Below are 12,842 nucleotides of genomic sequence, written 5' to 3'. Positions count from 1 at the left end.
CGTCCCCGCCGTGGCTTTCCAGACCCCGCGTCCCGCCGGCCGGCACGTCCTCGCCGAGCTGGGCGGGATCCCCGCTCACGTGCTCGACGACGCCGACGCGCTCGGCGCGACCCTGCGGACGGTCCTCACCGCCGCCGGTGCCCGGGTGCTGCAGGTCGTGGCCGAGCGGTTCGCACCGCAGGGCGTCACCGTCGTCGCGCTGCTGGCCGAGTCGCACGCGTCCCTGCACACCTGGCCGGAGCTCGGCACCGCGCACGTCGACGTGTTCACCTGCGGGGACTCGGCCGACCCGGTCGAGGCGGCGCGGGCGCTGGCCGCCGCGCTGAAGGCCGGGACGACCTCACTCGAGGTCGTCGAGCGCGGGGGTCCGCCCCGGTCCGTGGCCGAGCCGCTGTCGCCCGGCCTCACCCGGCGCTGGGAGCTCGGCCGGGTCCACGCCGACGCGCGGACCGCCTACCAGCACGTCCTCGTCGCGGACACGACGCACGGCGTCACCCTCTTCTGCGACGACGAGCGGCAGAGCGCCGAGAGCACGCAGCTGACCTACCACGAGGCCCTCTACCTGCCCGCCGCCCTGCTGGCCGCCCGCCGCGAGCGCGTGCTGGTCATCGGGTCGAGCGAAGGCGTCGTGTCCGAGATGGCGGTGGCGGTGGGCGCGACGCACGTGGACCACGTGGACATCGACGCCGAGTGCGTCCGGATCTGCGCCGAGCATCTGCCCTACGGCTACACCCCGGCCTCCCTCGCGACCGCCGAGCGCGGCGACGGCCCCGTCCGGCTGCACTACGCGGACGGCCACGCGTTCGTGCACGGGACGGACGAGCGCTGGGACGTGATCGTCGTCGACCTCCCGGACGAGCGCCCCGACGAGCCGGCCGCCCAGATCAACCGGCTCTACGCCGCGGACTTCCTCGCCGCCTGCGCCGCCCGGCTCTCGCGTGGCGGCGTCGTGGTGTGCCAGGCCGGCAGCCCGGCGCTCTGGCGGGACGCGACGCTGCGCGCCGCCTGGGCGCGGTTCCACGACGTCTTCGGCGCGGGGCGGGTCGCGTACTACGGCAGCGACGAGCACGAGTGGGCGTTCCTCGTCGGTGCCCACCGACCGCTCGACGACGCGGCGGCTACGGCTGCCGATGCGCTAGGGGGGTTGCGGACGCGCCCGGCGACCATCGACGGCCCGGCGCTGCGGGCCCGGATGACGCCGCCCGTGACACTTCGCCGCGGCGCGGACCCCGGACCAGCATCGTTAGGCCGTACGGGTGATTTTCAACTCGACCGGCGGCCCGTTCCGTCCGATTGATTCGGTTACCGTTCATCGACAGTTCGTCCCGAGGCCACCGACCAGGGGTTGCTAGATTCCGCTCGTGCAGGTGGGGGATCGGGCCCCGGGGGTGCCCACGGCATCGTCGGCGCGACCCGGATGGCTTCGTGGTTGGAGTGCGCCCGCGCACCGCGACGGGATGGCGCTGATCCTCAGCACCGTCCTCACGTCCGCGGTCGGGCTCGTCTACTGGGTGATCGGCGCGCGGTTGTTCCCGCCGGAGACCCTGGGCGTCAACCAGGCCGCGCTGTCCGCGGTGATGCTGCTCGGCGGTGTGGCGCACCTGAACATGACCTACGCGCTGCTGCGGTTCGTCCCGGTCGCGGGCCGGGCCGGGCGCCGCCTGGTGGTGGGCGGGTATCTCGTCGCCGGGGTCCTCGCGTCGCTCGTCGGCGGGGTGTTCGCCCTCGGCGCGCGGATCTGGGCGCCCGAGATGCTCGAGGCCGTCTCGCAGGAGGCGCTGCTCGCCTTCTTCATGATCGCGACGCCGGTCTGGTCGCTGTTCGTGGTCCAGGACTACGTCCTCACCGGCATCCGCAAGGCCAAGGTCGTCCCGCTCGAGAACGCGATCTTCGCGGTGCTGAAGGTCGGGCTGCTGCTCGCCTCGCTGGCCGCGACGGTCCAGGGCGGGATCGCGGTGTCCTGGATGGTCGGCACGGCGCTGATCGTGCTCGGCGTGAACGTCTGGCTGCTGTTCCGGGCGCTGCCCCGCTTCGGCCGCGAGCACGAGGACGCGGCCGTCCCGATCACCCTCGGCGCGATCGGCCGGTTCGTCCGGGCGGACTACGCGGGCTCGGTGTTCCAGCAGGCCGCGATGCTCGGCCTGCCGGTCCTGGTGCTCGCCCGGCTCGGCGCCGAGGCCAGCGCCGCCTACGGGATCGTCTGGCAGATCGGGCAGACGCTGTTCCTGATCTCGTCGAGCATGAACCAGTCCATGGTCGCGCACACCGCGTCGGACCCGGGGGGAGTCGAGAAGGCCCGCCGCGCGATGATCCGCAAGTCGCTCACGCTCGTCGTGCCCGCGGCGGTCGTGCTGGTGGTCGGCGGGGGCCTGATCCTCTCGGTGTTCGGCGAGCACTACTCGACCACCGGGACGGCGGCGCTCGCGCTCACCGCGCTGGCCGCGATCCCGAACGTCGTGAACTCCTCGACGATCAGCGCGGCCCGGGTGCGGCAGCGGATGGGCATCCTGTTCGCCGTCCCGGCGTCCATCGCGATGATCGTGCTCACCACGGCCTGGCTGCTCATGCCGATCCTCGGCATCACGGGCGTGGGGATCGGCTGGCTGCTCGGGCACTCGGTCGTCGCCGTCATCATCCTGATCGCCAAGGCGCCGTGGCTGCCGCCGCTGCTCGGCACCCGCGTGGACGCGATGCGCACCGCGGCCCTCCTGCGCCGCGTCGGAGGCCCGGCGGCGCAGCTGAGCCGGGAGAGCTCGGACCTCCCGTACGACGACGAGCCGTGGGTCGTGCACGGCACCCTCGCCGGCGGTTCGGAGTCCGTCGTGGCCGGCATCGGCCCGCAGGACGGCCCGGACGCCCTGCTCAAGGCGTGCGACACGGACCGCAGCCGGCGCGCCCTGCAGTGGCAGACGGAGGTCCTCGGCGAGCTGCACGACGACCCGCGGATCCGGCACTGGGCCGGGCTGCTCCCGTCGGTGCTCGGGGTCGGCGACATCGGCGGCAGCTACTGTGTGATCGAGACCCGGATGCCCGGCGGGAGTTCGGTCAAAGCCCTGCAGGACCCCGCCCGGGCCCGGGTGCTGGCGGCCAGCGCGATCAGCACCATCAGCGAGTTCCACCGCTGCACCGGCGAGCTGCGCACGGTCGGCGACGTGGAGCTGACGGCCTGGGTGCACGGCCCGATGGCCCACGTCGTCGACGCGGTGCCGCGCGCCTTCCACGCGGAAGCCCGCGCCCTGGCCGACGAGCTGGACGCCCGGCTCCGGGGCAAGGTCGTCGCGGTGGGCTGGGTCCACGGTGACTTCGGTCCGGTGAACATGCTCGCCGCGGACGACGGCCAGCTCTCCGCGATCATCGACTGGTGCGACGCCCAGCGCGAGGGCTTCCAGGTCCTCGACGCCGTCACGTTCATGGAACTCCGCGCGGTGCAGGGGGACGGCCAGGAGCTGGGCCCGCTGCTGCTGCGCTGGCTGGCCGAGACCCCGCCGCACGAGTTCGACCTGATGCGCCGGCTGCAGCGGGCGCTGGGCGGGGACGTCCTGGACCCGCGGATGCTGCTTGTCCTGGCCTGGTTGCAGCACGTCGCGCAGGTCGCCACGAAGAGCACGCAGAGCGTCGCGAACCCGGTGTGGAACCGGCGGAACCTGCGGATCCCGCTGCGCGGCCTGCTGTCCCTGCTGGGCGAGCGCGAAACCCCTGACGGCCATGTTTCACCCGGTCGGTGGGCGCACCCTCTGCCCGACCCGGCTCGTTGAGCTGAACGGCCGAGCTGGTCGGCCCGTTCGTCCCCCCGGAGGGTGCTCGTGAGCCGTTCCGCCCGCGCCATGGTTCGTCGCGTCGCGGCCCGTGTCGGGATCGTCGGGACGACCGCGCTCGCCGCGCTCGTCACCGCCGCCGTGGCACCGGCGAGCGCGACCACGGAGATCACCGGGCCCGATCGCTACGTCGCCCTCGGGGACTCCTACACCGCGGGGCCGCTCATCCCGGTGCAGTCCGGACAGCCCGCCGGCTGCCTCCGCTCCACGGCCAACTACCCGTCGCTGGTGGCGCGGTCGCTGCAGGCCGGAACGTTCGTCGACGTCAGCTGCAGCGGCGCCACGACCACGGACCTCACGGCCCCGCAGAACGTCTCGCTGGGCCCGAACCCGCCGCAGCTCGACGCCCTGACCGGCGCCGAGGACCTGGTGACGCTGGGGATCGGCGGCAACGACATCGGCTTCGCGGCGATCATCGGCGACTGTGCCGCCCGCTCCCCGCTGGCGCCGTTCGGGTCCGCCTGCAAGGACTACTACACCGCGGGCGGCACGGACCAGCTCGCCGCCCGCATCGACGGGGTGAGCGCGAAGATCGCGGACGCCCTCGACGAGATCGCGGACCGCTCCCCGAAGGCGCGCGTCGCGCTCGTCGGCTACCCGGCGATCCTCCCGGACCAGGGCCCCGGCTGCTTCCCGATCGTGCCGTTCAGCGCCGGGGACGTCGCGTACCTGCGGGGCGTGGAGAAGGCCCTCAACGCCATGCTCGAGGGCGAGGCCGGTGACGCCGGCGTCACCTACGTGGACACCTACACGCCCACGATCGGCCACGACATCTGCCAGCTCCCCGGCACGAAGTGGGTCGAGGGCCTGGTGCCGACCGCCCCCGCCGCGCCGGTGCACCCGAATGCGCAGGGCATGAAGGCGATCGCCGCGACCGTGCTTGCGGACCTGACGGGTCGCGCGGCCGCGGCCTGACCCACACGGACCCCGGGGAGGCAGCTCAGACCGGGAGCTCCGCGGCGTCGACCGGTGCCGGGCCCTCCTTCTCGTCGTAGCCGTCGACCACCCGCGCGTCCATCGGGAACCGCACAGGGGAGTCCCCGAACAGCCGGCGCCCGGCCGTCGCGGCGGCGGTGCGGACGGCTACCGCGGTCTCCTCGGCGACCTCGTCCGGGCAGTGCAGCAGCACCTCGTCGTGCTGGAAGAGCACCAGCGCGGCCGGGCTCCCGGCCCGGTGCAACGCGCTGCGCAGCTCCGCGAGGAGGACCAGCGCCCACTCGGCCGCCGTCGCCTGGACGACGAAGTTCCGGGTGAACCGGCCGCGAGCCCGCGCGGCGGCAGGCTGCTCGTCCCCGGGGCGCGCCGCCGGCGAGGTGCGCCCCAGCCAGGAGCGGACCAGCCTGCCCTCCTCCCCGGCCCGCGCGGCGTCCTCGACGAATGCCACCGCGGCGGGGAAGCGGCGCCGCAGCGTCCCGAGGAGCACCCCGGCCCCGCCGGACGTCTGGCCGTAGATCGCGGACAGCAGGGCGAGCTTCGCGCGGGCCCGGTCGCCGTCGAAGAGGTCCCGGGCCAGGCCGGCGTAGAGATCGGTGTCGTGGCCGCCGGCCCGGGCCAGACCGGTATCCCCGGCCATCGCGGCCAGGATCCGCGGTTCGAGCTGGCTGGCGTCCGCGACGACGAGCCGGTGCCCCGGATCGGCGCGCACGGCCGCCCGCACGGCCCGCGGGATCTGCAGCGCTCCGCCGCCGCGGGTGGCCCAGCGGCCGGACACGACCCCGCCGACGACGTACTCGGGCCGGAACCGGCCGTCGCGCACCCAGGTCCGCAGCCACGTCCAGCCGTTCGCGGTGTGGAGCCGGGAGAGCTCCTTGTAGGCGAGCAGCGGCTCGACGGCGGGATGGTCGATGCGCTTGATCAGCCAGGACCGGGTGGACTCCAGCTCGTGCCCGGCCCGGCCGAAGGCGCGCAGCACCTCCGCGGGGGAGTCCGGGTTGACCTCGCGGCCGAACGCCAGGGAGATCTCCTCGTTCAGCTCGACCAGCCGGGCCGGGCGGCCGAACCCGGTGGGGCGGGGGCCGAGCTGGTCGGTGAGCAACCGGTCGTGCACGTCCTCGCGCCAGGGCAGGCCGGCGGCGCGCATCTCCTCCGCGACGATCCCGCCCGCGGACTCCGCGGCGGCCAGCAGCCGGAACCGGGCGTCGCGCGCGGCGAGCCTGCGCTGCTGCTCGGCGTGCACGGCGACGAGCGTGCCCAGCGGATCGGGGTCGATCTCCCGCGGGGCGGGGGCGAAGAGCGCGGGCCGCTCGTCGGCGCCCTCCGGGGCGGGGTCCGGCTCCGGTTCCCGCCCGGCGAGCCGGGCGGCCGCGGCGGCGATCCCGCGCGGCGCCCCGAACCGGCCGTCCGCGGCGACGAGCAACCCCTCGGCGAGCTCGACGTCGTGGCAGCGCGCCACCCGGGCGCCCGCTCCGAGCAGCCGCCGGTAGGTCCTCGTGTTGCGCCAGACCCACCGCGGAGGCGTGGCGCCCTCCTCGACCAGCCGGACCGCGGCGGCGGCGTCGACGAGCCGCTGCGGTTCCCCCAGCGGCGCCCCGCAGGCGTCGAGCCGGCGCAGCACACCGCCCGGGCCCTCGGCGTCGAGCACGAGGGCCACCCGCGCCGCGCTCACGCACACCTCCGGGTGCCCACACACATGCCGGAATGTGTGCGTGGGCCCGCGAACGTGGGCGCGGGCCTCATACGCGGGGCCGGCCCAGGCGACCCAGGCGGTGGACCGGGAGGCCGGCGAGGAGGCCGCGCTGCGGGATGCCGAGGATCTCCTCCGGCCCCGCGCCCACCGCGGCCAGGACGTCGTTGGCGGCGAGCACCCCGGACATCGACGCCCGCTCCATCAGCCCGGACACGTACGGCACCTCGACGAAGTCCCCGGCCACCCGGATCCCCGGCGTGTCCGTCCGCACCGCGGGCCGGGTCCCGGCGCTGCCCGGCGGGAACGCGGGCGCGCCCGCCCCGAACTGCGTGTACTCGTGCACCACCCCGGCCCCGGCGACCTCGGGCCAGAGGGCCTCGAGCTCGGCGCGCATCCGGGCGCTCGCGGTGGCGGCGTCCGGGGCCCGCGACGCGTAGGAGTGCAGTTCGAGCACCGCGCCGCCGGTGCGCGCGGCCCACTCCGCCGAGGGCCGTTCCAGCCGCGAGTACAGCGTCACCGAGTCCAGCGTCGGCTCCCCGCTGACCGCGCTGAACACCGCCCGGTCCGGCCGGACGTCCCGCTCCAGCCACAGCCGGGTGACGGCGAACGGCGGCGCCACCCGCAGGCTCGCGCACTGCTCCGCGAGCCGCGGGTAGACGTCCGGCGAGGCGCCGACCAGCGAACGCAGGCCTCCCGGGTCCAGGGCGAGGACCACGTGCTCGGCTTCGGCCCCGGCCACCCGCCAGCCGCCGTCGACCCGCTCGAGGCCCTCCGCGCGGACACCGGTCCGGATCTGCCCGCCGTGGGCCTCGAGGTGGGCCGCCAGGGGCTCCCAGATGCAGGTCAGGTGGTCCTCCGACGGCGAGTCGAAGCCGATCCCCTCGGGGTTGCCGAGGAAGTAGAAGTGGAACATCGCCACCAGCTCACCGGCGGAGAGCTCCTCCTCGGCGCAGAAGAACGAGCGGGCGAACGCCTGGAAGAGCATCTGCCGGGCCCGCTCCGAGACGCCGAGCCGCTCCAGGAAGTCCGCGGCGCTCACGTCGTCGAACATCTCCCGGGTGCGGTCCGCCTCGTGCGCGAGCAGCGCGAACCCGGCGCCCGCGTCCGCCCCGGCGATCTCGCGCAGGCGGAGGCTGGGGGAGCGGGCGAAGAGCGCGAGCAGGTTGAGCGGGGGCGCCTTGGGCAGGTTCCCGAGGTCCTCCGCGGGCCAGCGCCGGGAGATCACGGGATAACCGTCGACGGGCCGAAGGAACCCGAGCAGCGGATCTGCGCGGCGCAGGATCGCCCGCCAGGTGTAGTAGTGCCGGAAGAACGCGTGGAACCCGTGCTCGACGTTCTGCGTCGTGCCGTCCGGCAGGGTGTGCGGCCACGACCCGAGCCGCCCGCCCAGCGTGTCCGCCGCCTCCAGCAGCGTCACGGCGACCCCGCGCTCGGCCAGCACCACCGCCGCGCTGATCCCGGCCACCCCGCCCCCGACGACGATCGCTCGCGTCCCCGCCGGCACCGATCGGGTCTGCGGCGGTCCGGCCGGGACGAGCACCTGTGGGCGCCGCCGCAGCGGATGGGCGCGCGCGGCGAGGGCATCGGTCACGGGAGCGAGCCTAGGGAAGGGGTACGACAGTAATCGGAAGGCGGGTCCCGGCGGCCGGGTTGCCCGAACCAGGACGACGAACGAGAAGGAGTGCGGACATGGCGGTTGCACCGGGGCGGTACGGGATCTGGGCGGTGGGGGACCAGCTGACCCCCGAGCTGGCGGCACGGATCGAGCAGCTGGGGTACGGGGCGATCTGGATCGGGAGCGCACCGCCGGACCTGCGGCTCGCCGAATCCCTGCTCGACGCGACCGAGCGCGTCGCGGTCGCCACCGGCATCGTCAACATGTGGAGCTCGTCCCCCTCGGAGGTCGCGGCGTCCTACGCGCGGGTCGCCGGGCGCTACCCGGACCGGTTCCTGCTGGGCGTCGGCATCGGGCACCCGGAGGCCACGGGGGAGTACCGCAACCCCTACGCGACGATCGTCTCCTACCTCGACGAGCTCGACGCCGGTGGCGTCCCGGTCGAGGGCCGGGCGCTCGCGGCCCTCGGGCCGAAGGTCCTCGCCCTCGCCCGGGACCGGACGGCCGGGGCACACCCCTACCTGACGACCCCGCAGCACACCCGTGAGGCGCGGGGGATCCTCGGCGCGGGCAAGCTGCTCGCGCCCGAGCAGAAGGTCGTGCTGGACACGGACGTCGAGCGGGCCCGCGCCCTCGGCCGCGAGAAGGTGCGCAACCCGTACCTGAAGCTCTCGAACTACCGCAGGAACCTGCTGCGCATCGGCTTCACCGAGGAGGACCTGGACACCGCGTCCGACGCGCTGGTGGACGCGCTGGTGGTGCACGGGGACGCGGCCACCGTGGTCGCCGGGCTCACCGCGCACCTCGACGCGGGCGCGGACCACGTCTGCGCGCAGATCCTGGTGCGGGAGGAGGCGGAGTACGTCCCCGCCCTGACCGCCCTCGCGGCGTCCCTCGAGCTCCGACGGGTGTGATCCGCTGAAGGTCCGCGCGCGCCGTGGGAGACTCCGGGCGTGCGCGTGCGGGCGTGGGCGGAGGAGCTCCGCACCCGGGTGACCGGGGTGGACCCCGGCCTGACCCGGTTGGAGCTGGCCGGCGTCGCGACCGCCTCGATGGTGCTCGCCGCCGGCGTGATGTCCGTGGTCCGGCTGCTCACCGGGCAGGCCGTCACGGTCGTGCTGTTCGCCGCGGTGCTGGCGATGATCAGCAACCTGGCGGTCAACGAGCCGGACCTCGGACGCCGGCGGGTCACCACCGCGCTCATGCTGCTGCCCGCGGCCGGGTCGATCGCGCTGGGCACGCTGCTGGCCTCGAACCGGATCGTCGGGGACGTCGTGTTCGTCGCCGTCATGATCCTGGCGGTGTGGATCCGCCGCTACGGGCCGCGGGGGTTCGCCCTGGGCATGGCGATGTTCATGCCGTACTTCTTCACCCAGTTCCTGCAGGCCAAGGTGGCCCAGCTGCCGTGGCTGATGCTCGCGGCCGCGGTCGGGATCGGTTCGACTCTGCTGTTGCGGTGCTGGCTGCTCGCGGAGGACCCGGACAAGGTCCTCCAGCGGCTGCTGCGGGCCTTCCGGGCGCACGTGCACGCCGTGACCACCGAGGTGATCGACGTGCTGGAGGCGCCGGCGGACGACCGGAAGGCCATCGACGACGCGCTGCGGGACCTCCACGACCGCCGGGTACGGCTCAACGACACGGCGTTGCTGCTGGTCGACCGTCTGGAGCGGCGCCGGGACGCCCGTGACGGCGACGAGGACACCCGCGACGACCCCGAGACCGAGCGCCTCGACGTCGACGTGCTGGACGTGGAGCTCGCCGCCGAACGCCTGGCCGTCTCGACCCGCCGCCTCGCCGACGACCCCGAACGCGAGGGCCCGCTCGACCCGGAGGTCCGCCGCCGGCTGGTGGCGGGTGTCCGCGCCATCGGCGCCGCGACGGCCACCGGCACTCCCCCCGCGCTCCGCGAGTCCCTGCTCGCCGGGGCGCGGCGCAGCGTCGCCCCGCTCACCGCCGAGAGCAGCGGCGAGCAGCGGGACCGCGCCCAGCGCGTCGCGTTCGCGGTGGCCCGCCTCGCGGACGCCCTGGACGCCGCGCGGGTCGCGGCCGACGTCGAGGTGCAGGCCGGGCACCGTGGGGCACCCGCCGAGGAGCCCGAGGAGGCGACGAAGGACCAGGACGACGACACGGACGACACGGACGACCGGGGCCTCGCGCTCAGCACGCGCCAGGCGATCCAGGTGGGCGTCGCGACCAGCCTGGCCATCGTCTTCGGCGAGCTCGTGTCCCCGGCCCGCTGGTACTGGGCCGTCGTCGCCGCCTTCGTCATGTTCGCCGGTACGGCGAGCCGTGGCGACGTCCTCACCCGCGGCTGGCAGCGCCTGGTCGGCACCGTCGGCGGCGTCGTCGCCGGGATGCTGCTGGCCTTCCTGGTCGGCGGGCATTTCGTCGTCACCCTCGTGCTGCTGTTCGTCTGCGTGTTCCTCGCGCTGTACCTGCTGCGGATCTCGCAGGGACTGATGGCGTTCTGGATCACCGCGGTGCTCGCGCTGCTCTACGGCCTGATCGGCCAGTTCAGCGTCGAGACCCTCGTCCTGCGGGTGGAGGAGACCGCCGTCGGCGGGGCGCTCGGCGCCCTGGCCGGGTTCCTTGTCCTGCCCAAGAAGACGCGTACGGCGTTCGTCGAGGCGTTCGACGACACGGTCGACGCGATCGACGACGTGCTGTGCGCGGCGGCGGACGCGATCACCGGCCGGCCCACCGCGGCCCCACCCGTCGAGCTCGCCCGGGAGATGGACGACCGGCTCGGCACCCTACGGCAACGCGCGAAGCCGCTGGACAGCCCGCTGCCGTGGCGGCGCGGGAGGGGCGGCTACCAGCGCGCGGTCCGGGTGCTGACCGCCGTCGACCACTACGCCCGCGCGCTGGCCCGGCTCTCCGACCGCATCGTCGCACCGGGCTGGGCGGTGACCCTGGACCCCGCGATGGACCGGGTGCGCGCGAACATCGACGGCCTCCGTGAGCTCCTCGACGGCGCCGAGGACCCGGCCGAGGTGAGGTCCGCCGAGCAGCTGGTCGACGCGGCCGAGGCCTGGGCTGCGCGGACGGACGATCCGTCCCTGCGGCCGGCCCTGCTCGCCGCTGTGCGGGCCCTGCGGCGGATCGACCAGATCGTCGTCCGGCTCGACCGGGACCTGCGCGGGACCAGGGGCGAGGACGAGCTCGCGGTCAGTCCCGGGGGTGGGTCTGAGGCGCGGTGATCCCGCAGTGGGAGCAGCGCTCCAGCGGCACCCGCGACGGTGTGTCCGGTGCCGTGTCGCCGGGTGCCGTGTGGCCCGGTGAGGGGGCGCCGCCGAGCGAGGTCCGCACCGCCACCGCCGAGACGATCGCGGCCAGCGCCAGCAGCCCCGCGCCGATCACGGTGGCCGTCCGGAAGCCCGCGCCGAACGTCGCCGGGTCCGTGTAGTCCGCGTTCCCGATCCCCGCGATCCCCGGGATGACGGCGACGGCCAGCAGCCCGGCTGCCCGGGCGACCGCGTTGTTCACCCCGGACGCGGCGCCGGCGAAGCGGTCCGGCGCGGCATCCAGGACGGTCGCGGTGAGCGGCGCGACCGTAAGCGACAGCCCGGTGGCGAACACCAGGACCGCGGGCAGGACGTCGAGCAGCCAGGACGCGTCCGGCCCGATGCGGCGCATCAGCAGCAGTCCGCAGGCGCTGATCAGCGGTCCGACCGTCAGCGGGATCCGCGGGCCGATCCGCTGCGCGAGCGCGCCGGCCCGGGAGGAGAACAGCAGCATCACGAGGGTGATCGGCAGCAACCCGGCGCCGGCGAGCGCGGGCGGGAACCCGGCCACGATCTGCAGCTGCAGCACCAGGAGCAGGAACACGGCCCCGAGCGCCGCGTACACCAGCAGGGTGACGACGTTCGCCGCCGTGAACACGCGGTTCGAGAAGAGTGTGGGCGGGACGAGCGGGTGCGCCGACCGCCGCTCCACCAGCACGAACGCCGCCAGCGCGGCGATCCCGACAGCGAGCAGGGCATAACTGGCCGCGGTGCCGTCGCCCCCGCCGATCTCGGTGAGCGACCACGTCAGCGCGCCCAGGCCCAGCACCGCCAGCACGGTCCCGGAGACGTCCAGGCCGGGCGCGGCCGCCGGGTCCTTGGACTCCGGGACGTGCTTGACCGCCACCACGATCACCAGCACCGCCAGCGGCAGGTTCAGCAGGAACACCGCCCGCCACGTCCACTCGACGAGCCAGCCGCCGAGGAACGGGCCGATCGCGCCGGCGATCCCACCCAGCCCGGACCACGCCCCGACGGCCGCTGCCCGGTCCGGCCCGTGGAAGGAGGCCGAGATGAGCGCCAGGCTGCCCGGCGTCAGCAGCGCACCGCCGACGCCCTGCAGCATCCGCGCCGCGATCAGCAGCTCGATGTTCGGCGCCAGCCCGCAGGCCAGCGACGCGAGGGCGAACCAGACGACCCCGATCAGGAAGACCCGGCGCCGGCCGAAGCGGTCGCCCAGCGAGCCACCGAGCAGGATGAGCGAGGCGAGCGTGAGGGTGTAGCCGTTGACCGTCCACTGCAGGCCGGTGAACCCGGCGTGGAGCTCGGCGCCGATGTGCGCGAGCGCGACGTTGACGACCGTGCCGTCCAGCATCGCCATGCTGGAACCGAGAACCGTCGTCAGCAGGACCCACCGCCCGGCGGGTGTGCCCATCCGGACACCTTCCCGGATGTCCGCCATGCCGCCTCCCGACCCGCGACCGGCCCGGTCGCGTGACTCGCGGGGAGCGTACGTCTCGTAGCCTGCCCCCAGGTGATCACGCCGTCGCGGGACGGTGAGA

8 protein-coding genes are annotated in these 12,842 nt (G+C 74.8%); 5 read left to right on the top strand and 3 right to left on the bottom strand.

Annotation, left to right across the window (positions count from 1 at the left end; genetic code table 11):
• Window positions 1-10: 10 nt before the first annotated feature.
• The 3 genes from speD to JWP64_RS26370 all read left to right on the top strand — a co-directional run bounded on the left by speD (window position 11) and on the right by JWP64_RS26370 (window position 4,730).
• On the top strand, window positions 11-1,297 hold the full coding sequence (gene speD, locus JWP64_RS26380; RefSeq protein WP_366890633.1) for an adenosylmethionine decarboxylase: 1,287 nt from the start codon (window positions 11-13) through the stop codon (window positions 1,295-1,297).
• Window positions 1,298-1,457: 160 nt separating this feature from the next.
• Window positions 1,458-3,755 (top strand): phosphotransferase, encoded by a 2,298-nt coding sequence (locus JWP64_RS26375; protein WP_297502450.1) that lies wholly within the window; start codon window positions 1,458-1,460, stop codon window positions 3,753-3,755.
• 48 nt (window positions 3,756-3,803) lie between these two features.
• Window positions 3,804-4,730, top strand: a complete 927-nt coding sequence (locus JWP64_RS26370) for an SGNH/GDSL hydrolase family protein (protein WP_297502448.1) — start codon at window positions 3,804-3,806, stop codon at window positions 4,728-4,730.
• 25 nt (window positions 4,731-4,755) lie between these two features.
• On the opposite strand, the gene JWP64_RS26365 is transcribed toward JWP64_RS26370, so the two are convergent.
• The gene (locus JWP64_RS26365; RefSeq protein WP_297502447.1) at window positions 4,756-6,420 is read right to left on the bottom strand and encodes a bifunctional 3'-5' exonuclease/DNA polymerase; all 1,665 of its coding nucleotides are present in this window, start codon (window positions 6,418-6,420) and stop codon (window positions 4,756-4,758) included.
• 67 nt (window positions 6,421-6,487) lie between these two features.
• Window positions 6,488-8,032 (bottom strand): FAD-dependent oxidoreductase, encoded by a 1,545-nt coding sequence (locus JWP64_RS26360; protein ID WP_297502446.1) that lies wholly within the window; start codon window positions 8,030-8,032, stop codon window positions 6,488-6,490.
• Between the two features lie 98 nt (window positions 8,033-8,130).
• Between JWP64_RS26360 and JWP64_RS26355 the strand changes: the two genes are divergently transcribed.
• Window positions 8,131-8,970, top strand: coding sequence for an LLM class F420-dependent oxidoreductase (locus JWP64_RS26355; RefSeq protein ID WP_297502444.1), 840 nt, complete (start codon window positions 8,131-8,133; stop codon window positions 8,968-8,970).
• 39 nt (window positions 8,971-9,009) lie between these two features.
• Entirely contained in the window at window positions 9,010-11,256 is a 2,247-nt protein-coding gene (locus JWP64_RS26350; protein ID WP_297502443.1) for an FUSC family protein, read from the top strand.
• Here JWP64_RS26350 and JWP64_RS26345 read toward each other — a convergent pair.
• Window positions 11,225-12,715 (bottom strand): MFS transporter, encoded by a 1,491-nt coding sequence (locus JWP64_RS26345; protein ID WP_297502441.1) that lies wholly within the window; start codon window positions 12,713-12,715, stop codon window positions 11,225-11,227. The two genes, JWP64_RS26350 and JWP64_RS26345, sit on opposite strands and share 32 nt — an antisense overlap.
• Window positions 12,716-12,842: the final 127 nt, after the last annotated feature.

The organism is Pseudonocardia sp. (genome assembly GCF_025465255.1).
Lineage (GTDB): Bacteria > Actinomycetota > Actinomycetes > Mycobacteriales > Pseudonocardiaceae > Pseudonocardia.
The sequence above is the reverse complement of the archived record's forward strand: the minus strand, read 5'-3'. Positions and strand labels throughout refer to the sequence as shown.

Coding starts and splice junctions, on each gene's coding strand:
- JWP64_RS26355 (WP_297502444.1), top strand. CDS start 8,131: ATGGCGGTTGCACCGGGGCGGTACGGGATCTGGGCGGTGGGGGACCAG.
- JWP64_RS26345 (WP_297502441.1), bottom strand. CDS start 12,715: ATGGGCACACCCGCCGGGCGGTGGGTCCTGCTGACGACGGTTCTCGGT.
- JWP64_RS26375 (WP_297502450.1), top strand. CDS start 1,458: ATGGCGCTGATCCTCAGCACCGTCCTCACGTCCGCGGTCGGGCTCGTC.